General features: G+C 49.4%; 24 protein-coding genes. 11 read left to right on the top strand and 13 right to left on the bottom strand.

The annotated features are described in order from the left end of the window. Positions 1-343: 343 nt before the first annotated feature. Together JWG88_RS15715 and JWG88_RS15710 are read right to left on the bottom strand one after the other, a co-directional pair. Positions 344-1060 carry a DnaJ domain-containing protein gene (locus tag JWG88_RS15715; protein ID WP_205234736.1) on the bottom strand — a complete coding sequence of 239 codons (717 nt, stop codon included), beginning with the start codon at positions 1058-1060 and terminating at the stop codon, positions 344-346. Positions 1061-1142: 82 nt separating this feature from the next. Beyond that, positions 1143-1730, bottom strand: a complete 588-nt coding sequence (locus JWG88_RS15710) for a hypothetical protein (protein ID WP_205234735.1) — start codon at positions 1728-1730, stop codon at positions 1143-1145. 250 nt (positions 1731-1980) lie between these two features. On the opposite strand from JWG88_RS15710, the gene JWG88_RS15705 reads away from it, so the two are divergent. The 4 genes from JWG88_RS15705 (at position 1981) to JWG88_RS15690 (ending at position 5151) form a co-directional block, all read left to right on the top strand. Further along, positions 1981-2430, top strand: a complete 450-nt coding sequence (locus tag JWG88_RS15705) for an Hsp20/alpha crystallin family protein (protein WP_205234734.1) — start codon at positions 1981-1983, stop codon at positions 2428-2430. A gap of 55 nt (positions 2431-2485) precedes the next feature. Next, positions 2486-2869: an Hsp20/alpha crystallin family protein gene (locus JWG88_RS15700; protein ID WP_205234733.1), complete on the top strand. Its 384-nt coding sequence runs from the start codon at positions 2486-2488 to the stop codon at positions 2867-2869. Between the two features lie 595 nt (positions 2870-3464). After that, positions 3465-4895: a UPF0149 family protein gene (locus JWG88_RS15695; protein ID WP_205234732.1), complete on the top strand. Its 1431-nt coding sequence runs from the start codon at positions 3465-3467 to the stop codon at positions 4893-4895. A 10-nt stretch (positions 4896-4905) separates the two neighbouring features. Next, a complete protein-coding gene (locus JWG88_RS15690) occupies positions 4906-5151 on the top strand; it encodes a DUF3820 family protein (RefSeq protein ID WP_205234816.1) in 246 nt (81 codons plus the stop codon). Between the two features lie 11 nt (positions 5152-5162). Here the strand turns inward: JWG88_RS15690 and JWG88_RS15685 are convergent, their stop codons facing one another. The 9 genes from JWG88_RS15685 to JWG88_RS15645 all read right to left on the bottom strand — a co-directional run bounded on the left by JWG88_RS15685 (position 5163) and on the right by JWG88_RS15645 (position 13184). Next, the gene (locus JWG88_RS15685) at positions 5163-5843 is read right to left on the bottom strand and encodes a potassium transporter (RefSeq protein WP_205234731.1); all 681 of its coding nucleotides are present in this window, start codon (positions 5841-5843) and stop codon (positions 5163-5165) included. A gap of 29 nt (positions 5844-5872) precedes the next feature. Beyond that, the gene (locus tag JWG88_RS15680; protein ID WP_205234730.1) at positions 5873-6424 is read right to left on the bottom strand and encodes a DUF924 family protein; all 552 of its coding nucleotides are present in this window, start codon (positions 6422-6424) and stop codon (positions 5873-5875) included. A 79-nt stretch (positions 6425-6503) separates the two neighbouring features. Beyond that, positions 6504-6926 carry an iron-sulfur cluster assembly scaffold protein gene (locus tag JWG88_RS15675; RefSeq protein WP_205234729.1) on the bottom strand — a complete coding sequence of 141 codons (423 nt, stop codon included), beginning with the start codon at positions 6924-6926 and terminating at the stop codon, positions 6504-6506. A gap of 226 nt (positions 6927-7152) precedes the next feature. Then, on the bottom strand, positions 7153-7425 hold the full coding sequence (locus tag JWG88_RS15670) for a hypothetical protein (protein WP_205234728.1): 273 nt from the start codon (positions 7423-7425) through the stop codon (positions 7153-7155). Positions 7426-7657: 232 nt separating this feature from the next. Further along, positions 7658-8947: a 4Fe-4S binding protein gene (locus JWG88_RS15665; RefSeq protein ID WP_205234727.1), complete on the bottom strand. Its 1290-nt coding sequence runs from the start codon at positions 8945-8947 to the stop codon at positions 7658-7660. Between the two features lie 238 nt (positions 8948-9185). Continuing rightward, positions 9186-10118 (bottom strand): aldo/keto reductase, encoded by a 933-nt coding sequence (locus JWG88_RS15660; protein ID WP_205234726.1) that lies wholly within the window; start codon positions 10116-10118, stop codon positions 9186-9188. A 13-nt stretch (positions 10119-10131) separates the two neighbouring features. After that, entirely contained in the window at positions 10132-11472 is a 1341-nt protein-coding gene (locus JWG88_RS15655; protein ID WP_205234725.1) for an NTP/NDP exchange transporter, read from the bottom strand. Positions 11473-11721: 249 nt separating this feature from the next. Continuing rightward, entirely contained in the window at positions 11722-12342 is a 621-nt protein-coding gene (locus tag JWG88_RS15650; RefSeq protein ID WP_205234724.1) for a DUF2238 domain-containing protein, read from the bottom strand. A 116-nt stretch (positions 12343-12458) separates the two neighbouring features. After that, positions 12459-13184 (bottom strand): TatD family hydrolase, encoded by a 726-nt coding sequence (locus JWG88_RS15645; RefSeq protein ID WP_353740686.1) that lies wholly within the window; start codon positions 13182-13184, stop codon positions 12459-12461. Here JWG88_RS15645 and JWG88_RS22175 point away from each other — a divergent pair. From JWG88_RS22175 to JWG88_RS15635, 3 genes are all read left to right on the top strand, one after another. Beyond that, the gene (locus JWG88_RS22175) at positions 13110-13313 is read left to right on the top strand and encodes a hypothetical protein (protein ID WP_353740689.1); all 204 of its coding nucleotides are present in this window, start codon (positions 13110-13112) and stop codon (positions 13311-13313) included. The two genes, JWG88_RS15645 and JWG88_RS22175, sit on opposite strands and share 75 nt — an antisense overlap. Positions 13314-13701: 388 nt before the next feature. Next, positions 13702-14364 (top strand): alpha/beta hydrolase, encoded by a 663-nt coding sequence (locus tag JWG88_RS15640; protein WP_205234722.1) that lies wholly within the window; start codon positions 13702-13704, stop codon positions 14362-14364. Positions 14365-14410: 46 nt separating this feature from the next. Next, on the top strand, positions 14411-15184 hold the full coding sequence (locus JWG88_RS15635; RefSeq protein ID WP_205234721.1) for a J domain-containing protein: 774 nt from the start codon (positions 14411-14413) through the stop codon (positions 15182-15184). Positions 15185-15205: 21 nt separating this feature from the next. Here the strand turns inward: JWG88_RS15635 and JWG88_RS15630 are convergent, their stop codons facing one another. Next, positions 15206-16129, bottom strand: coding sequence for a hypothetical protein (locus JWG88_RS15630; RefSeq protein ID WP_205234720.1), 924 nt, complete (start codon positions 16127-16129; stop codon positions 15206-15208). Positions 16130-16529: 400 nt separating this feature from the next. Here JWG88_RS15630 and mnmH point away from each other — a divergent pair, with 400 nt between their 5' ends. After that, positions 16530-17657 carry a tRNA 2-selenouridine(34) synthase MnmH gene (mnmH, locus tag JWG88_RS15625; RefSeq protein ID WP_205234719.1) on the top strand — a complete coding sequence of 376 codons (1128 nt, stop codon included), beginning with the start codon at positions 16530-16532 and terminating at the stop codon, positions 17655-17657. Here the strand turns inward: mnmH and JWG88_RS15620 are convergent. Beyond that, positions 17647-18342 (bottom strand): M48 family metallopeptidase, encoded by a 696-nt coding sequence (locus JWG88_RS15620; RefSeq protein ID WP_205234718.1) that lies wholly within the window; start codon positions 18340-18342, stop codon positions 17647-17649. The two genes, mnmH and JWG88_RS15620, sit on opposite strands and share 11 nt — an antisense overlap. A gap of 274 nt (positions 18343-18616) precedes the next feature. On the opposite strand from JWG88_RS15620, the gene JWG88_RS15615 reads away from it, so the two are divergent. The 3 genes from JWG88_RS15615 (at position 18617) to JWG88_RS15605 (ending at position 21078) form a co-directional block, all read left to right on the top strand. Beyond that, on the top strand, positions 18617-18991 hold the full coding sequence (locus JWG88_RS15615) for a DUF2237 family protein (RefSeq protein WP_205234717.1): 375 nt from the start codon (positions 18617-18619) through the stop codon (positions 18989-18991). 64 nt (positions 18992-19055) lie between these two features. After that, positions 19056-20576: an MFS transporter gene (locus JWG88_RS15610; protein ID WP_205234716.1), complete on the top strand. Its 1521-nt coding sequence runs from the start codon at positions 19056-19058 to the stop codon at positions 20574-20576. Positions 20577-20856: 280 nt separating this feature from the next. After that, positions 20857-21078: a SlyX family protein gene (locus JWG88_RS15605; RefSeq protein ID WP_205234715.1), complete on the top strand. Its 222-nt coding sequence runs from the start codon at positions 20857-20859 to the stop codon at positions 21076-21078. Positions 21079-21833 lie beyond the last annotated feature (755 nt).

The following is a 21833-nucleotide window of genomic DNA, read 5'->3' as shown; positions in this document are numbered from 1 at the left end:
CCACCGTGAGATGGTTTCCGGCAAAATTTTCTAAACAACTTATGCCGGAAAGGACAGTGGGAAATCAGCTGGATGAAACTATATGACATAATGTTTAAAGTGCTAACACCAAGAATCGGGATTATTTATGATGCTTCTCTGGCTGGTTGACAAGCTGTCCAGGGATTCTTTCTTTTTTCTTGGGGTTGACGGTCCGTCGTCGAGTCTTTGGTTAAGCTGATATGATCAGTCAGCTGGAGAGATTTGCCGAACCCGTTCTGGTGAACCCGAAGGGTTTCCGATCTGCTGTAACTCCGAGCCTAACTACGCATATTCGATTGGATTAAGGTTCCGGTTTTTGCCTTCAGTCTCCGGATGAGCCTTCCGTCTTGAATCTGACTGTAATTCCAAGATCAGCTATGCCGTAGCGATTAAGCGTGAGCCGGACGGAGTGGTTGTCGGCAATATGGGCAGGATAATTCAGCAGAAGTGGAATTTCACCCTGAAGAGTTCCGCTGCCAAAACATCGGCGGCATTCGTAAAAGCCCATGCTGCCGCTGCCGCCACACTCGGGGCATCGCACTTGTGAGGGAACGTGAAGGCGGAGCTGTCCACCTCGCCTTACCTGCTCTTCTGAAAGTGTGACCAAAAATTCCCTGTGTCTTTTCGTGTTTCTTCCATAACGCCGCCTCTCTGACGCGGTATGAAAGAATCGATCAATGAGAGAATCGGATTCGGGACGCAGAGACCGGAAAGCAGCGACCGAGGATCTCCGCAGTGGTTCAGTTCTGTTTCCTTCGGGAATGAGTGGTTCAACCTCGCCGCCGTAGGTTCGAGAAGGTTTGTTGAATTGCTTCCTTTCGGTCTGAACCCGGTTTGTATCAAGAGAATTATCGTATTTTCTGCGCCGTTCAGGATCGCTTAATACCGAATACGCCTCCTGGATAGCAGGAAATGGGGACTCGGTTTTACCGAAATAGTCCGGATGAAATTCCTTGGCGAGCCTTCTGAAGGCGGATTTGATATCACTCAGGGATGAGTCGGATGGTATACCCAGGATAACGTAGTAGTTCTTAGACATAACAGAACCTCCTTCAAAATTCGCGATCACGACTACCACCCGCCTTTGGTGGACCTGAGCTTTGTTTTATCGGTTAACATCATCACCAGTCCTCCATAACCATTCCTTTCTCTATCATTATTTCTATCTCTGAAAGATTTTTTCTGGCGATGGCTATCTGCTCCTTTATCATTCCGTGAAGCTTGTCGTCCTTGCCGAGCAGCTGTGCCGATTTTCGTAGAAGGTTATTCCCCTGCATAAGATACTCCGCCATTTCTTTCTGTAATTCTTTACGGTTGTTATGCTTGTCAAGCTCGGTTTTAGCAACCGGCAGGAGGCGTTGTATTGATATCTCCACTAGCAGGTTTCGGGAAACATGTTCCTGCCTGGAAATAGAGTTGAGCAAATCCAGGGAATTCCTGCTTATCACAAATGTCTTTTGGCGCCACCCGGCCCTGTCGGGTCGATAGTTTTTCGCCTCTTGAGCAATCTTACGTAAAATGGATGTGTTTTCTATGAGCTGGTCAAAAAGCGTTTTTTTGTTAATGCCCAATTGGCCAGACATCACACCTAGGAGATCTATGACCTCTTGAGGCAGTTTAAAAGTAGCTCTGACAGACTGTTTGCCTATCAGATCATCCACTGTAAGATCCAGCGTTTTATTGAGGGATGGCGGTTTTTTTTGCACCATAGCGTTCTCCTTTATTCTTTGTGAAAATAGCACTTATTCATTACTTTGTCAATAATGAGTTAGATAGTAATGTAGATAAAAAATAATAAAAAGGAATTTGCAGGATATTGACATGAGGAATTTTGTAGTTACCATCTTGATCAAAAGATATGACGCATTCGTGGAGCGGAATCTTCATCTGGTATTTTGTTGAGTGCCTCTCGGCGAATCCGCCAAACCGTAAATACATTGTGTTGAAGGAGGAACAGTTATGTGGACAAGTATCAATGATTTTGACAGAATGTTTGGCAACATGGATCTGCTTCGCTCGCGGATGAACAGATTGTTCTCCGATTTCGACAGATCCTATGGAGATGATTACGGCTGGGGAACAGTAGCAGCGGGAACACCCCGGACCAACCTGTACGACAATGGCGATAAGTTTGTCGTCATGGCGGAAGTCCCTGGGATGACCAAAGATGATATCGACATCAAAATTCAGGGAAATTATCTGGAAGTAAGCGGCAGTCGCAAGGCGGACGGACCCGAGGGGTACAAGGTCCATAGGAGCGAACGTCCGCTGACAACATTTACACGCAGTTTTACCATTCCATCCGACGTCGATGCTGAAAAAGTTGAAGCCTCACTGAAAAACGGTCTGCTGACTCTCTCGCTGCCGAAAGCGGAAGCTGCCAAACCGAAGCAAATCAATATTCGGTAAACAGAATATCCTTTAATAGTAGGCCCTAAAACGCAGACGCAATGGAGGTAACGATATGAGTGAAAAAGAAATTACCAAAAGAGAAGAGTCCATGCCTGAGAGAAAAAGCGATTTGCCGACAGTGGCTCCGGCCGTCGATATCTTTGAAAACGAAGAAGAAATTCTTTTGTACGCCGATATGCCCGGTATAGAAAGAGACGACATCAGCATAAATGTTGACAACGGCAGGCTTGCCATAGTTGGAAGCCGCAAGCTTGAAAAATCCGGCGCGGTCGGCTGGGAGGAATTTGGGGAACTCGAGTATCGCAGAATATTTTCAGTACCGCAGACTATTGACGTGGAACGGGTTAATGCAGAGTTGAAGGAGGGAGTCCTGGAACTGCATCTTCCCAAATCTGAGAAAGCAAAGCCCCGGAAGATAGAAATAAAAACTGCTTAACGAGATATTCCAGAGGTACGTTGCAGTTTAATTATCCCAGGCTGCCGGGTGAGTATTCTAAAAGGGGGAACCATGACATGGTTCCCCCTTTGTTATTTTGAGCAGGATCATTTCTGCATAATCGTGACTTTTAAAATTTTATCTGATTACCCCTGAAACTCAGTATTTTCTGGCCCAGGCCGGGACTGCTCTTTTCATCGGGACGCCATAAACCCTGGGGGCTTCGCTGCAGCCGTCCGGGCTGCAGAGACCCGTGAAAAGAGCAGTCCCGACCTTGAGCTGAGGATTAGGGGTAATCAGGAAATTTTATTCATCCAGTCTGTTGCCTTGAACGATCGGGGTCGGATAAAAGTGAATGTACTTAAGCCTTCTGAGCTGGACTCTTTGCAGTATCCCTCAAGGGTAACTTTGGATGTAGAGGCGGATTCACGAATTTGAATGTTTTTTTGTACTTCTGCTCTTAGCGGCTGTTTTTCAGGAGTAAAGCACTAATTTTCTTGGTTACAGATGAGATTCCTGGTGTTAAAAGTGGTAGATAGTATTTCTAAAAATTTCTCTACAGCAAGGTACCTGATCAATATTATATTTCGGTCCAATGAAACCTCTTGTTACAGAAAAAGAAGAAAAGGCGCTCAAGAAACTGCTATCGCTTTCACCAGTGCCTGAAGTGGTGCTGGGCTATTATGAACTGCGCGGTTTTCTCTATGGTATAGCCATTACCCCCGATGCTATTGAACCAGGAGAGTGGCTGCCGCTGATCTTTAACGAAGAAATGCCTGAGTACGAAAGCGAAGATCAGGCGCGGGAGTTGACTGGTGTTATTTTTACCGTACTCAACAAGCATATCGCTGCCTTTCACAAAGGTGAGCTGATTATGCCCTTCGACATGGAGAATCTTCAAGAAAGCGATTTCGCACATATCTTCGACTGGGCTTCCGGTTTTGAAGAGGCATTAACCCTGCGGCCGGAGTGCTGGGAGGAGCAGCAGGGACTCGGCGAAGAAGAGCATGATCATCTGCTGAACAGCCTGGTTATCCTTGAAGGTATCGTCTATCCGGAAGATGCGGTTGATATGTTTGATTACCTTCCCGATGAAGAGCTCAGTAAAATAGGAGTCAATCTCTCCGGCAGCGATCTTGAGAAAGTTGCCCGGATTCAGTTGCTCATGCTGCAGGCGCTGGGACTTTCCGTTGAAACGATTCAAAACCATGCCGGTAATCTGGAAAAAAGGCGCATTGAAAAAATCCGTTCATCGTCATCGCCTTTCAAGCTGCCTTCCAGCCGGGTTGGCAAAAACGCTCAGTGCCCCTGCGGCAGCGGCAAGAAGTTCAGCGATTGCTGCGGTCTTCCACCTCGAGGCGGCAAAAAAGGAGAAGCTCGAGCTGCTAAGGAAGGCAAGGTGATCAAGGTCGACTTTCCGAGGCACGGCAAAAAAAGGGAACAGCCTGTAAAAGTACAAAAGAGAGGGGGGGGAAGTTATCAACTCGAAATAATTTTGTCCTATGCCAAACCGCAAATCTGGCGGCGCCTTCAGGTTCCCTGTTCTATGTCCCTTGCCGGACTGCACGAGCTCATACAACTGACCATGGGGTGGCAGGACTACCATATGCATCAGTTTCAGGCTGGTTTCAAGTTTTATGGCCCGCTGCAGACCAATGATTATTTCGATACGCCCCTTCTTGATGAATCCCGGTCTTTACTGAGCGATCTGGAGAAAGAGCTCCTTCAGGGAGTTGTTTACGTCTACGATTTTGGTGATAACTGGGAGCATGTTGTCATGTTGGAAAAGGTCATCCCGGAAAGTGAGGCCAAGCCCTATCCGGTCGTGGTCGAAGGCGCCAGGGCCTGTCCTCCGGAAGATATCGGAGGGGTACCTATGTACCAGGAACTCCTGCAATATCTAGCCGGTTCAAATGAAGGTCTGAAAGAAGTTTTTGACGTTCCCTCATTAGAGGGATATGATCCGGATTTTTTTGATCCCGAAGGCCTCAATCAGTTTCTTCAGGCTGTTTATGAGCAAAGATAGAGCTGCTAAGATGCCGGGCGAACCCACTGCGGAGCAGGCATCTGAAAACCTGGAGCACGCAGATCTGCTGGAATTGGCGCGCTGCCGCATGCCGTTTGGTAAATATAAAGGACTTCTCCTGGTCGATCTGCCGGAACCCTATGTTGTCTGGTTCAGCCGTAAGGGTTTCCCGGAGGGTAGGCTTGGGAAACTGCTGCAGATTGTCTACGAGATAAAGGTCAACGGTCTGGAGTACCTCTTTAAGCCATTAAGGTAATTTCGGAGAATTTATTGCCCGGCCAGATAAAGACTGTCGATGACGCCGTGACATTTGCATGCGGTACCGATAAGCAGTGGAGTATCAGGCAGCGACTTCACCTTTTCCAAAAGCTTCCACAGATCACTTGGATAAAATCCCCCAACACCCGCGGCAAACTGTCGGCTTCTGAGGCTCAGGGCAGTAAAAGGTGCGCAGTCCAAGGTGTCTATGAGATGGTAGAGCGAGGGGGGGCGCGGGCAGCCGGTGGAAAAGCAGAATCCTGCAGGTTCCGGGCAGTTTGGCGGACAGAGGAAGTCGGCATGTGATATTACCGCCTGATTGGGACTGCAGCGGAGCGGGTGCGGGAGGCGTTGCAGCAGTTCATCCGGCAGGGTGGGTGAAGTCACCGCAAAGCCGTCCAGGAAAAGCCTTTTTTTCAGCCACTCGGCAGCGAGATGCAGGGGCAGGGCGGGGATAACCTTGCTGATATCGGCTGTCGGGGTAAAGTGCTCCACAAACCATTCAATTCCATCGGCACAGATACTTTCCACACCTTCGGGGAAATCGCCGATAGGCTGTTTATCAACGAGAATGATATCGGCACCATATACCTTCCGTCGCAGCGATTCCATGGCATGTGTGCCGAACTTGCCGCCGCCGATAACCCAGATGCGTTCAGCTGTTTGTAATAAATTTTGTCTGGAAAGCATGAGTGCCTTATTCGTGAAATATTCCTTGCCTAAAAGCAGGAGCCCGGCTGCTTCAGGAATACAATTTCCTCCGGAGTCGACGGCCTGCCCAGGATAGCGTTTCTGTGAGGATAGCGGCCGAATCGTTCGATAATGTTTTTGTGCTTTATTTCCCAGTGCAGATTATCTTCCAGTCCCTGAGTTCTATAGAGCTTCTCGGCAACCTTGTGGATTTCCAGGGATTCGCTATGCATAAAGGGAAGATAGAGGAAACCTTTTCTGACCGGTGATAAATTATGGTCCACTCCTCGCGAGATGGCCTCCTGCGCCAGGGCCAGTGCCAGCGCATCATTGGCAAAGGCCTGTGGTTTTCCCCTGAACATGTTTCTGGAAAACTGATCCAGCACCAGAATTTCCGCAAGTCTTCCCGCACCATTTTCTCTCCACCTGAAAAGTTCACAGCGGACAGCTTTGCCATGAACATCGGAAAAACGATGACGGATCAAGCTGTCAAAAGCCTCGTCCTTGGTCCACCATTGGGAGTGTTCTGTCTCTTCAAACCAGAAATGTAAGACATCCTTATATGCAGGCATGACGTGCATGTTTTAAATCCTTGAATCAGGGAGGTCGAGCAACTGGATAGTGCCGCCTTGCACTTTCTCTTCCATGATAGCAGGCAGGTTAGCCCTGAGTGGCGGGTTTGTCTTCATGTCCAGCCATATAATCCGACAGTGCTTTCTGCAGTACGGTTTCTGCAAGCTGGGCACAGTGAAGATGTGATTCGGGTACCTGTCCGATATCGTCAATGATGTGGGTCATGTTGATATTTCTTAATTCCTTCAGAGACTTGCCGCTGGCAAGTCTGGCCGCAAATTCAATACAGGTCCTGCTCATGGTGCATCCGTCGGTCCAGTAATGCGTCTTCATAACCTTACCATCTGACATCTGCAGGGCGATTTCCATGGTATCGCCGCAGTTTCCGGTCAGCCGGGCAATAGCGTCAGGGTTTTCCATCCTCGGTGAGAGAATGTAGCTCAAGCCGAACCAGGCAATAATGAAGAAGAAGAGAACGAAGAGCAGAGTAATTGCCGAAGCTAGGGTCATAGAGCACCTGTAAAAGAAAATATAATCTGAACATATGTCCAGTATTAGATGCCGCCAAAATACATCTCCTGAAAGACGGTGTCAACTCTCGGCATTTAGGAGCCTGTCTCTCTTTAGACACCATATCAAAAAATATTCAGGGTCTTTGCCCAATCGTTAACATTTTATTGTCTTACTCTTGAAAAACGGCCACTCCGTACACTGGGTTAGATGCTGTGGCTGGCGGCTATCGCTTCAACGAATCAATTACATATGGTTTATCATCGGTAATTTCCTCTATGTCGGGACAAACTGAAGCCCACTCATCGACACGAATACAGCCTTTGCGGCGTTCGATTCGCGACCGTCTTTCTCTGCCGCTTCGACGATCGGGGTTATTCTTTAAAAAATAATCTACCGAATAGACCTGTCTACGATCCTCTCCTGAGCGCCGGTCAAGATAAGGATCTCTTTTTCGTTGTAATTTTTGCTCTCGGTCATCGGGTTTCCTGCTAGCCATCACTGGACCTCCTTAATGAGGTTGTTTCCAAGGAAGTATCTCCTTTACCTCATGAGACAACCTTAATTACTCTTATGAGGAGTTCCAGGGATGATGGTTGAAGCGGAGATACAGGCAAATTCGGTGAAACTCAGAAACATAAGCATATATGGTATTTGGCTGGTGCCTGTTACATACATCAGCCGCTATTTTTTTTTATTTTCGGAGTTATCGGCAAGGAAAAAAATTGCAGCTACAGCCGGGAGAGACCAAGAAATAAAGTATGCAGAAAAACAATGACGACAATAAAACCCGAACGGGAGACTTTGTTACTTAAGCCGGGAAACGTATAGTGCAGGTGGTCATGGGGACAGCCGGAAATGCAATCCCCGCATAAAGAACAGTTGAGCCCGGCCCTGCCCCTGTTGATATCTGCAGTGGTAAGAGCTCCGTAGCGGCAGAAGCGCGAGCATTTGCTGCACTTGCAGCATTGACGATCAATACGGATGCGCCACGGATTTATTTTGCCCAAGAGATTGGCGACCAGTCCCATGGGGCAATAGATTAGGCAGTGGGCCATATGGCCTTGTTTTCGCGACTGTGTAAACATTACGGCTATGCCGCCAAGACCAAAGACGGTGGCAAGTAAAAGAGCGAACCAAACCGGTATCCCGCTCCTGCCCAGCATTATCGCCGTGACGCAAACAATCAGGAAGATCAGCCATCTGACGGTTTTTGTCCATTCGGGAAATTTTGCCGGTCGATACTTGCCCGTGGCGGCCAGATTATCCCAGGCGCCGAAATAACACAAATGACTGCACCAGGCCGGACCGACCAGCACCAGTGTCGCCGCAAAAAGGATAATCATAAAGAAGCCGTCGCCGCGGTATAATGGCCCGGCGGCTATCAGGGCAGGAATGGGGAGATGCAGGCTGCCGGTCATCAAGAACCGCTCGAAACCGAGAAGCCCCAGAAAAAGCTGGAGGAAAAATATCACCGAGAAGGCTGTCCAGATGATACGCCTCCATTTTGCCGAGTTGCAGGGCTGCAGCAATTTCTCCGCAACCCAGGCGGCGTAAAAGCCCAACAGGAAGATGGCAACCCAGCCACCTCCAGGGAAAAAACGGTCCGCCAGGATGATATCGAATGATGTCTTTTGCCTGGCAAGAGCCAGACCCGCCACTGTGAGCAGGAAGGCCAGTGCCTGAGCAGTGCCGGTCAAACCGGTATTGCGCAGAGCCATGCGGCAGTTGGTAAGCAGGGCAACCAGGCAGAGCACAGCAACCGTTCCAAGTATTGCCGCCAGACGCAGCCATGGCAAATCAAGGGTCAGGCGCTGGGTGATCAAAGCATAGGTGATGTCCCCCCATTGCCAGACGCCGAATCCAAGAAGGCCGGCCAATGCCCAGCTCTTCCAGGGAAGTGGAGCCAGAGCCAGCCCGGCAGTCATCAGCCAGAAAAGGCTTCCGCCTATACTGCCGATGCGAAGGGCATATGCGGCAAGAAGGAGCAGGGATGGGAGTGTCAGGGGTGTGGCGATCATAATTTATCGAAATGCCTGCCTCTTGGAAAAATGCTGGGAAACTGTCGACCCGGATTGTCCTTATTATAGAAGTTAATCTCGATTCACTTCCTTGACCTTAGTCAAAAAATACCTGTAATTCCCTCCCAGCAGGCAAAATACCGATGGAAGCCGGAGTGGAATCGCCAGTGAAGACATGGCTTTTACTGGATCGATTGCGGCAACTTCTCCGGCAGTAGGTGAAAGCTGGTAATAGGATTTACAGGGATTCATAGTGCCTGATCATCCGTTCCCGGATCGCTTTATCCGGCAGATGGCCGAAACCGGCTGCCATATTATCCTTCATATGATGAACTTTTGAGGTGGCGGGAATGACACAGGTAACCGCTGGATGGCCAATGATGAATTTCAGGAAAAATTGCCCCCAGGTGCGACAGCCGATTTCACTGCTCCACTCCGGAAGCGTTGCACCCTGTGCTTTACGAAACAGGTGACCTCCCTGAAAGGGCCTGTTGATCAGAGTAGCGATGCCGTTGTCGGCTGCCAGTGGAAACAGCCTTTCTTCAGCCCGGCGATCTTCCATATTGTAGGTAAACTGGACAAAATCAAGATCTTCCGTGGCTAAAATTTGTTCAAGTTCTTCATGGTAGCGGCCATGTGATGTCGTTATCCCGATGTAGCGCAGCCGATCCTGCTTTTTCCACTCCTGCAGCACCGGCAGGTGGGTCTTCCAGTCACGCAGGTTGTGGATTTGCATTAGATCGACATCGACCCCGAGACGATGTTTTGATTGCTGCATCTGCACGATGCCGTTCCGCCTTCCGTCGGTCCAGACCTTGGTGGCGGCGAAAACCTTTTTCTGATTCCCGGTGGTCTTGAGCAAATCTCCAACCACGGATTCGGAGCGGCCGTACATAGGTGAAGAATCGATAATCCTGCCGCCGTTGTCGAAAAACTCCTGTATTACTTCGGACAGTTGCTCTCTGGCGGCCGGGTTCTCACCGACATCGAAAGTTCTCCATGTTCCCATGCCCATTACCGGCAGAAGTTCCCCTGACGACGGGATGGAACGCTGAATAGGTGTACGACCGGCGCCCAACATATTTCGGGGGCTCAAGGTGATGGCGGCCATGAATACTCCTGTTCCCAGAAGGAATGTTCGACGGCTTATCATTGGAAAATAGATGTTCATGAATAATACCTCCTTATTTTCTCTGCGTTCCACCGGTGGCTATCTGTTCCTGACGTCTTCCCAGTCGGTATGAGATCCAGGCCCATACGCCAGCCAGCGGCACGGCCGCCAGGGCAATGCCCGCCGCGGAAAGACCTATTGCCAGCAGCCCCGTATACAGCCAGGCGCTGGCGGCGTCGCCGCCCCGGTAAATCACGGTATCGATGAAGTTTTTAGCCTTGTATTTCTCTTCCTTGTCAAGCACCACGTAAAGCATTTCTCGGCCTGGACGCATGATGGCGTAGTTGCCGGCGCGGCGCAGGACCTGCACGGTGACAACGACCCATAAAGCAGGGATTATGCCCAGCAGCAGAAAGCCGGCAACAAGCACGAGGGGGATCAAAGCCAGGGACCAACCGAGGCCGAATTTTTCAACTATTCGGGCGGTCAGAAAAATCTGGATGACCAGGGTCAGGGCATTGACCGCAAAATCCATGGCGGCAAACAGAGCGGTGCGTCGGGCTGGATCTTCTATATTCTGGATAATATGCGCCTGCTGGAAATAGAGAAAAGTGGCCAGTGTAGTAAACAGCAGCATTAAGATACAGATACCGATCAGGTATGGTGAACGCCAGACCAGCCGCACCCCTGCCAGTATACTGCCTCCCAACGGGCGGGAGGTCTCGGTTATCCGGTCAGGATCATCTGCGGCGCTGGTAGACGATCGCCAGGCGGTCAGCCGTTGAATACAGACGATCGCCCAGATCAGGAAAACCACGGAAATCAACAGCAGGTTATTCGGTCCCAACGGCCCCACCAGCGTAACAGTCAATGCAGGTCCGGCCAAGGCGCCGGCGGTACCGCCCGCGGCTATCACTCCGAACAGCCGTTTGGCCTGGGCATTGGAATAGATGTTCGCCATGAAACTCCAAAAGACGGAAACGATGAAAAGATTAAAAACGCTTGCCCAGATAAAAAAGGCCCGCGCAACATAGACGTGAGCGAAAGCGGATTGAAAGAGAAAGAAAAAGAGAAGCAGGTTTACGATAAAAAACCAATAAACATAGGGCAGAAAACGGCGTGGTGCAAAACTTCGGGTCAACCATCCGAATAGTGGCACCGCCGCCAGCATCACCATAAAGGTGCCACTGAACATCCACTGCAGGTTTTCCACACCGCCGGCGATTCCCATTTCATCACGCATCGGCCGGATGATGTAATAGCTGCAGAGCAGGGCAAAGAAATAGCTGGAAGACCACAGCAGTGGTCGCCACTCTTCGGGTTTGACGGCCATCAATTGATGCCACCACCGATCATCTGCATGTTTTGCTCCGGACCCCGTTGATCCGGCTGCTTCAGGATACGACTTAGGCATGCTTTGTCTCCGTCATTTACCAAATACAATCGCGCAACCCGGCTGCATAACAATAGGAAAATGGTAATTGTTTGGCCGACCTTTGCAAGGGTTTTTGGCGCATTTTCTTGTGGAAATTATCAGCTAGCCTTGATGTAACTTTGTGATTCGGCCTGATTGGCAAAACAGGGGGTATGACGATGACGACTGCAAACGCTGGCTGGAGCGCTGATACGCGAAAAGTGATGAGGCCCGGGTCCGGAGGTAGAATCAGGCTTGCCTCAGCCCTGTTTCTCCTCTGCCGCGCAGTGCATGGAACAGCACCAGGGCGAAAATCGCCCCCAGGGTATCGGCGACGATATCCTTCTGGGCATCCCAGACGTCTCCCTGCGATCCCAGGACCTCGGCACCCGCCTCCGGGTTGCCGAGAATGGCGAATTGCCACTCCATCACCTCATACGTTGCGGCCAGCGACATGATGGCAAAAAGCGCGAACAGATAGGTCACCGGCCGGGAATTGGTGAGTGCCTTTGCCGTCAACCATTCGGCGATGGCAAAAGCATAGAATCCCACGGAAAAGTGGGCGATACGGTCGTAATGGTTTCTTTCGAAGTCAAAAAAGTCGGTGAACCAGTCGAAGGGGACAGCAGCGAAGGTGTAATAACCGCCCACGGTGTGCATGAAGATGAGAAACGACATCAGAAAATAGCTGAGGTTGGAAAATCTCATCCTGCGATAGAGGATCACCAAAACCAGCACAATGAAGCAGATGGGCAGGTTTTCGGCCAGCCACACCTCTCTGCCGCTTGGCGGGGCGATGCCCAGTACGACGAAAACGAAGACATAAGCAGCCAGCAACAGCTGGGGAAAGTATTCTTGTACTTTTGTCATGTGATTGGTTTCTGTTGTTCGGATCAACCGGATTGATAGAATGATTGATTTCTGGTGCAACGACTCCCTGATTTACTCTACTGATGTAGATCTTGCTATATTTATTGTCGATTTTCTTATTCCTGCGTGGGGAGGATTATGTCCAGTCGTAGAATCTCAATGGCATTGGCGGTAGTCAGCTGGGCCAGCACTGCTTTGGACTCGGAGCGGATTTGGGCCAGGGAATCAAGGATCAGAGGGAGATATTCAGGGGAATTGCGTTGGCCATGATGGGCTGCCGGAGGAATATCCGGCGCATCTGTTTCCAAAACAATCTCATCCAGAGGCAGACGCAGAGCGACGGCACGTATTTTTGTGGACCTGTCGTAGGTGATGGTGCCGCCGAAACTTATTTTAAAGCCCAGTTGAAGATATTTTTCGGCCTGTTGCAGACTGCCGCTGAAGGCATGGACAATTCCGCCGCTGTTGAATTTCTTTCGTCGAAGGGTTGCTTGAACCTGGTCGTGAGCCTTGCGAGCATGAAGGAGAATGGGCAGATCGGACTCTTTTGCGATATCCAGCTGTTCTTCAAAATAATACTGCTGCTGTGAATGATCGATATCTCGAATATAATAATCCAGACCTATTTCTCCCAACGCGACAATTGTGCCCGAGGAGGCCAGGCTTCGCAGTTCGTCAAGATGAGGGGGAGAATGTTTCTGCAGGTACATGGGGTGAAGTCCCGGAGCGGCAAAAAGATCAGGAGTCCGGCTGCACAAAGATAACATATGGGGCCACCAGTCTCGGCAGACACCCGGCAATATCTGAGCGACTACGCCATTGTTCCTGCTGCGACACAGCACCTGCTGCCGGTCTTCAGCAAAACAGTGGAGATCCAGATGGCTATGCGTGTCAATGAGTTGCATGTCGTGGATTGCGATATATATGATATAAAAAAAATCATCGAAGTTGCCCAGATGGCTCTGCGATAAGCACCCTTACGGGCATAAACTCCGACTTCGAGAAAGCTGAAAAATATCCTTTTATGCAAGGTTACATCTTTCTTGATCGGATGAAAATGATTAATAAGGGATTTGTGCTCCGGGGAATTATTGTTATTACGTTGCCGATGTCGCTCCACGATTCTCCTGCAACAGCCAAACCCAGATAAATGGATAATCCTCAACAAGGATGGCGTCGCGATAAGCGCAGACTTCGAGAAAGCCCGATATCCCGCGTTGCAGTTTTTTGGCAGGCCTTTGACATACTGCCTGTAGAGTCGGATACCTGGAAAACACTGCTCCTTGTATATCGAACTTTTTGTCTAGCCATCTATGAACTTCGTGGCAACTTTTTACAAGATTATCAAAAGGAAAAAATATGGCACTGCTTCCCGCAATAGAAATTGAGACGAAAGACAATCCTGATGCAACTGTGATCTGGCTGCATGGACTAGGTGCCGACGGACATGATTTTGCGCCCATTGTCCCTGAATTACAGCTACCTGGAAATTTGGCGGTTCGCTTTATCTTTCCACACGCACCATCCATTCCCGTTACCATTAACGGCGGCTTTGTCATGCCCGCCTGGTATGATATTCTGGAAATGGATATTGACCGCAAGGTTGATACCATTCAACTGCAGGTCTCCGCGGATGCCCTGCGCAGGTTCATTGACAATGAGAGAGGGCGCGGTATAGCCAGTAAGAGAATAGTAGTTGCCGGATTTTCTCAGGGAGGGGCCGTGGCCTACCAGGTCGCTCTCACCCATCCTGAACCGCTGGGAGGCTTGCTCGCCATGTCCACCTATTTTGCCACCAGCGATATAATACAGCTTCATCCAGCGAACAGTGAGATTCCCATTGAGATTCATCATGGCCTTCATGATCCGGTAGTGCCGGTACAGCTTGGCAAAAAAGCTGTAAAATGGCTGGATACAAATGGATATTCCGTGACCTACCGGGAATATCGAATGGAGCATTCGGTGTGTGCCGAGCAGATCGCCGATACTTCTTCCTGGTTGCAGGAGCGTTTACTGCCGTGAATATTTTTCCGAGTTACGGAGCAATAATGATTAAGGTGACCAGGCAATGAAAAATTTTTACGAAATTCTAGGCGTCACCACAACGGCAGGTGAGGAAGAAATACGCAGGCGTTACCGTAAGCTTGCCATGGAATTTCATCCCGATCGAAACCCGGGAAATCCGGAGGCAGAGAATAAATTCAAAGAAATCGCCGAGGCTTATGGTGTGCTTACCGATCCGGTGAAACGCCGGGAATATGATGCCTATCTGTCCTCCGGTCGAACGCAGCAACAGTATAACTCCGGTTTCTCCTACAGCCAGGAAGATATCCTACGGGATCTTTTTCGGGATCCCCGCTTTCAGCAGATGTTTCAGGGACTGATGCGAGAGTTTCAGCGCTCCGGTCTGCGGTCAAGTCCTCATTTTTTTAAGAAGTCGTTTTTTGGCGGCAGGGGAGGTATCGTCGGGGGGCTGTTCCTTTTCGGTTCAGTAGCCGGACCTGCCTTGCTCAAGGGCGGCAAAAAGGCATTGCCCAGTGGGAAGTCCGTTCTCAAAACCTTGGGGAACACCGTTGGCAGCTTATTGAACATGCGTCGGGATAGCGCTGATCCATTGCCGCAAAATCTCGATATCGTCTATGAGGCGCCCGTAGGCGAAGAAGAGCTGAAGCAGGGGAAGGTGACCGAGGTAATTTCTTATGGACGGAAAGGCAGGGAGGTGTTGAAGGTAAAAATACCCCCCGGAAGCAAATACGGACAAAAGCTGCGGCTCAAGGGCAGAGGGAAGGAGGGGGGAAATCGGCGGGGAGATCTGTATCTTCATCTCTGCAGAAAAAAATGAGTTTCTTTTTCGAGCACATGCTTACCTGATCAAATCTATACCGCTGTTGTTGGAAAGTTCGGCCAGTTCCCGCAAATGCGCGCGCTGTACAATTGCGACAATTTCCTCAAGCCGCGCTGCAACGGCGCGGGTCGGCAGGTCGGCCTGGACACCGCAGTTATATTCCATCCCCTTCTTTCCCCGGATCTTTGAAATATGACGAATGGTTCCATTGATGCGCAGTTCCATCATATCATTGATGATGATTTCCATGGAACGTTCTTCATCGATGACGAAATCCTTCTGCTGTTCCTTTTTTATAGCAAAGGCAAATCCGGAGACACTCACGTTGAGGAGCCGTGAGGTGATTGTTTTCTGTTTCCGCTTGCCGATAATCATCAGCTTGATGTCCATCTTTTTGGGAACCTTTGCCCGGAATTCCCGGGAGCCTCTGACAATCCGGGCGATAACCGGATAATCGAAGCTGAGAACGGGGAGTTCCTCTACGGTTTCCTGGCCCTGGTAAAAGGTACCGAGTTCGACGGCATAAGCTGAGGTGAAAAAACGTAACAGCACCCGGTTGGCATAGCGGATATTATAATTTCCCATACCCGGCTCCAGGGGCAGCATTATGAGATGTGACATTTTCTTCAGGTAATCGCCGGGATTGTACTTCTCGGCAACGGAATCCTCATCTGCTTCATCGTCTTCAATGGATGATACCGGGGGATGATCGTGGACTTTGCTGAAATAGATCTGGGTAATGCCGTTTATCTCTACTTCTACAAATTTTTCATCCATAAATGCGGTTTGTAGAAAAGGTAGTATTTCCTGGGGCTTATATAGCACATTGCCGGAATCGATTTCTTCCTGCAGGGTATCTATGGAATAAATGGTATCGCCGAAAAAAAGAGCGAGTTTGTCCAGTATGCGTTTACTGAGAGATTGCGTCTTGTCCTGCGCCATGAGTTGTTACCGTAAACAGAAAATACATAATGACTACTTGATGATCTCCTAAAAAGTCATGGAAGCCAGCCATCACTATCTCAGCATATCGTAGCACTTGCAAGTGGATGTTACCAGAGAATATTTACGATGACTCTTTACAATATCATCTCTTGTAGCATCCTCTTTTTACGCATTGTGAACTACGACAGCTATGTCTTGTGTAAACCTGGCCAAGTTAGGAGTTTTTTACGGAATTGTCAAACCTTCCCTTGCCATATCTGTTAAAGTGGTCATATTGCGCCTGCTCTAAGCAGGCAATCTGCAATCAGTGCCGGTTAAACCAGCTAAAAACAAATCAACACTGTGGAAATAGGAGGGGCAATGTCTGACCCTTTAAGGCCACCAAGGATAAATGGTAATGGAAAGCTTAACCACGACACAAGATTTCACCCGTATAGCCGTTGATGATATTCCATTGATTGATGTTCGTGCGCCTGTAGAATTTAAGGCAGGAGCTTTTCCCAACGCAGTCAATCTGCCGATAATGGATGATCAGGATAGACATCTTGTCGGCATCTGTTATAAGCAAAAAGGCAGGGAGGCCGCTTTTGATCTGGCCTACAGGCGGGTCAGCGGCATAAAAAAGGAAGAAAGAATTGAAGCCTGGCTGGAATTCCACAGAAAAAACCCGCAGGCGCTGTTCTACTGTTTCCGTGGAGGAATGCGCTCGAAAACCGCACAGGAGTGGCTCCTGCAGCATTCCGGAGAGGCTGTTGCACGACTGCAGGGAGGGTATAAGGCGCTACGGCGTTTTCTGATTGAGGCCATCGATCCGGAGAATTTTCAAGGAATCCCGGTGATACTGGGGGGGAGGACCGGATCAGGGAAAACCATATTGCTGCGTCAACTACACAATTCCATCGATCTTGAGGCGCTGGCCAACCATCGCGGCTCCGCGTTCGGCGGCTTTCTCACGGGCCAGCCGACTCAGATAGATTTCGAGAACAGTTTGGCTTTTGCTCTGATCAAGCATGGTCACAAAAGATATAGGTATATCGTTCTGGAAGATGAGGGCAGCTATGTCGGCGCACGCTATATCCCCCTCGAGCTGGCCCGATATTTCAAGCGAGACAGCATGGTACTGCTGGAATGTGATCTTGACACCCGCATAGACATCACCTGGCGGGAATATGTGGTCGACGCCCAGCGGCAATTCGGCAGTTTTTATGGCGAGGAGGCTGCTCTTGCCCATTGGCTCGAGCATATGCAGTCGCGCCTGCAGTGTATTCGTAAACGCCTTGGCGGAGAGCGTTTAAAAAGAGTGTTGAATCTCCTTGATGCCGGCCATCGGGAGCAGCTGGTGTCGGGAGATCCACATGGCCACAGGCTGTGGGTCGAGCTGCTGCTAACCGAGTATTACGATCCCATGTATGACTACCAGATTGAAAAGAGCGGACGCAGGATCCTTTTCAGAGGAGATTTTCAGGAAGTGCTGGAATATCTTTCTAATCTTGAGGAAATCGGCGATGGTGTGTCTAAAAAGTAAGGGAGTGGCCATTACGGCGCAGCCAGATCCTCCTTTCTTTCCAGTCGGGCATTATTTTTTCCACTACCGCCCAATATTTCCAGGAGTGATTGGGTTCCCGAAGGTGGCAGAGTTCATGGATCACCACATAATCGATGATTCTTTCGGGTGCCATGATGATTTTCCAGTTAAAATAGATTCTGCCGTCGCCGAAGCAGCAGCCCCAGCGTGATGTATAGTTCTTGATCCCTACAAAGGGCGGCTCAAAGCCGTAACGGCTACCGAAATCGCAGGATTTTTTTCTGAGGATTTCCAGGGCCTGTGCCACAAAGAAATGTACAAGCCGTTCCTGCAGATACTTCCTGCGGTCATCGCCTGTCAGACCGGCCGGTACCGTTGTCTCTATTCTGTTCCCGCTGATATTTACCCGACCTCTACCGTCGGCAACAGTCAATCTGTACTGCTTCCCCATAAAAAGGAAGAATTCCCCATCCAGGTAGAGATGCTCAACCGGTTCAAAATCACAATTGCCCAGTTCACCTAGTTTGGCGACAATCCAACGCCTTTTTCGCTCGGCAATTCTGGCAATTTCATTTTCGGAAAGCGCAGCCGGAACCACAATCTGCACGGTCTTGTCAGGTCGGACGACAATAGAGACGGTCTTCCTCCGGGTTCTTCTTATAATGGTATAATTCAGCGGCTTCATGACAATCTATCTACCCTATTTTTTTCTTGATGACCAATCAAACACAGCCAGGTATGATAAATTTGTCTGTCTTCTTTGTCGAATCGGTGGGTTATAACCATATGCGATTTATCAAACGCCGGGATTCAGAACAGTAAGCGTAGACTTCGGATAGCGTAGACATCCAATTGCTCATTCCCGGAAAGACACTAAAGTAGATGTTGAACGAAAAAGGCCGAACTGCGGTCATGGGGGAAATGGAGAAGTGTGTGCACCTCAACTATGACGGATCTATATGACGAATCAAAAAAACGTACTGGGTACAGCTTTGCAAACCTGTAGTCTCGATCCACTGACAGGATATACCCGGGAGGGCAGCTGCAAGGTTGTCGATGGTGATCTTGGAGTCCATGGTGTTTGCGTGGTGGTTACCGAGGAATTCCTGGAATTTTCCAAAAGTACCGGTAATGATCTTTCCACCCCAATGCCCATGTATGACTTTCCGGGCCTCAAGCCGGGTGACAGGTGGTGCCTCTGCGCACCACGCTGGAAGGAAGCGCTGGAGCATGACATGGCTCCGCCAGTGGATCTGATGGCAACCCATGAGGCTGCCCTTGAGTATGCAACTCTGGAGCAGCTCCTGCAATATTCCGTAGGCAGTGGCCAATGACAGACGAAAATGTCAGGTACCATTTACTCGTCTTTTTTGAAACGGTTACCGGGATTTGCGGCTGATGTCTGCGGAGGCCGATATTCCAACCCTGTCGAAGCGTGAAAGAACGCTGGTCATCTGGGCCGCTCTCCTCGCCCTGTTTCTCGGAGCGCTCGATGCCTTGATCATGTCTGCGGCGATGCCGAGCATTGTGGCGGAGTTGGGAGGATTGTCCCTGTATGCCTGGGTCTATTCAGCGTATTTCCTTTTCCGTGCCGTTTCTCTGCCGGTCTTCGGCAAACTAGCCGACATTTACGACACCAGGAAACTGTTTCTCTTTTCCATCGTCCTTTTTCTGATCTCTTCCGTTGCAGCAGGAATGGCCTATTCGATGCCCTTTCTTATTATCTGTCGGGTCTTTCAGGGGATCGGCGCCGGCGGCAATTTTGCCTTGGTCTATATTGTTCTCTCCGAAGTAGCGCCTCCTGGAAAGCGCGCCAGGACCCTCTCTCTGGGCAGTACGGTCTGGGGGATCTCCAGCGTTATCGGTCCCACTCTTGGCGGTTTTATAGTTTCGTATTTTTCCTGGCGCTGGATCTTTTTTATAAATATTCCCATTGGAATCCTTTCTTTGTTCGGCATTGCCTATTTCCTTCGAGAGAGCGGCGGCAGAGAAAAGCAGAAAGGATCTCTTGACCTGGCCGGTCTCTTTTTCTTTTCCATGTCTGTGCTGGCCCTGCTGGTCATCTTTACCGCCGGCGGCAGAGAGGTCGCCTGGACATCGGTGGAGATGATCGTGCTCATGGGTACGACTGTTCTTCTCGGAGTTTCTTTTTATCGCATCGAAAGAAGGGTCGTCGACCCGATGATAAAGCTGCGTTTCTTCCGCAATCGCAACTTCTCGCTTGGAAACGGTGCCATCTTTTTTGCCAGCGTTACTATTTTCAGCCTCTTTGCCTATGTGCCCATCTACATCCAGGGCAGCCTCGGGCTCAGTCCTATGCAGGTCGGTCTGGCTATGGTTTCCCTGAGTCTGGGGTGGTCTGCCGGTGCTCTTTACTACGGCAGAATGACCCGGGGCGGCAATGAAAAAAACTGGTCGGTGGCAGGAGGTCTGGTGCTGCTTGTCGGCTCTCTTTTTACTCTGCGTTTCGATTTGCAGACCGGCATGGGCGAGTGTTTTCTGGTTTTTCTGCTGGTGGGGATCGGCATGGGGATTGTCTCTTTGTCAACGCTGATTCTAGTGCAGAACAGCGTGACCGCAAAAGATCTTGGTATTGTCACCTCCTTCCATCAGTTTGGCCGGTCCCTGGGGGGAACCATAGGTGTTGGTATCTCCGGCGGATTGGTTACTTCGGCGCTTTTCCGCCATCTGGAAAAAACCGCAGCTCTGCTGCCGCCGGATCTTATGGTGCAGCTTCAGCAGGGCGCCGAAAATATTCTGCGGCTGGAATTCCAGAGCCAGGTGCCTCAGGCAACGATCGAATTACTCCGGGAAGGGGTGCTTTCCGGAGTGTACTCCGTTTTTTTAGTATCTTCTCTCGCTTCCCTGTGCTGTCTTTTCTGTTGTCTGGGACTATCCGGCGGGGCAGCGCAGAAATAAAAAATATTCTTGAACCAGCTGCTGTTGGTAATTCTCCGCTATCATAAGCAAAAAGGTATCTTTTGCGGAAGCGGCAGGGGGAGATCGACAGTAAATTGACTGGACTTCTTCGAGTGTAAATATACTGTGATATAATACAGGTTCAAGGTGATGGGTGGTCCGGAATCACGGTCATTTCATCTACAGCCGATACACTTGTTAGAGACAATTGCAGGAGTGTACGACTGTTAAACGAAAGCTGCAGCAGTCGTGAATGGTTAACAAATCAGGGGGGATTGTTATGCAGAAAGAAACCGGAAATGTCGAACAGCGGATGATGGTTCTTGAGGAAAAACTGGAGTATCAGGAATATACTATAGAAAAGCTCAACGATGTAGTTTTCGCCCAACAGAAGCAGCTGGATAAAATGGAGGTTTATCTACACCGGCTGCGCGACATGTTGCAGGTGAGCTATGAAGGTGTTGAGCAGCGGATGAAACGGGAGGTCCCGCCTCATTATTAGTGCCTTACGACTGAAAAACGCCAAATCAACAAGTAACAAAAAAACAAAATTAAAATTCGTGAATTAGCCCCTATATCCAAGGCACTTATCCAGCTCTGCTGGGTTAGTGCCTGAGGACTCCCAACTCAACTCGGTATTCCTTTGAAAATCAACAAGTAACAAAAAAACAAAATTAAAATTCGTGAATTAGCCCCTATATCCAAGGCACTTATCCAGCTCCGCTGGGTTAGTGCCTGAAGACTCCCAATTCAACTCGGTATTCCTTTGAAAATCAACAAGTAACAAAAAAACAAAATTAAAATTCGTGAATTAGCCCCTATATCCAAGGCACTTATCCAGCTCCGCTGGGTTAGTGCCTGAAGACTCCCAACTCAACTCGGTATTCCTTTGAAAATCAACAAGTAACAAAAAAACAAAATTAAAATTCGTGAAATAGCTCTTATATCCAAGGCACTTATCCAGCTCCGCTGGGTTAGTGCTTTAGGACTCCCAACTCAGCTCAGTTTTCCTTTGAGAATAAATAAGTAACTAAAATTTTATTAAAATCCGTGAATAAACTCAATATCGAAGCCACTTATACCCCTCAAGGGGGTACCATAAAGACTCCAACTCCGCTGGGTTAGTGCATCAAGCCTCGCAACCCAGCTCAGCATTTCTTTGAGAATAAACAAATAACCAAAATGGGCTAGTGCTTGAAAACCAAATCACCAAGCCGCTTATGCCCCCTCAAGGAGGTACTGTAAAGAGTCCAGCTC

The sequence above is a fragment of the Desulfopila inferna genome (assembly GCF_016919005.1).
Taxonomy (GTDB): Bacteria; Desulfobacterota; Desulfobulbia; order Desulfobulbales; family Desulfocapsaceae; genus Desulfopila_A; species Desulfopila_A inferna.
Note: the sequence above shows the minus strand (reverse complement) of the source record. Positions and strands in the feature narration are given on the sequence as shown.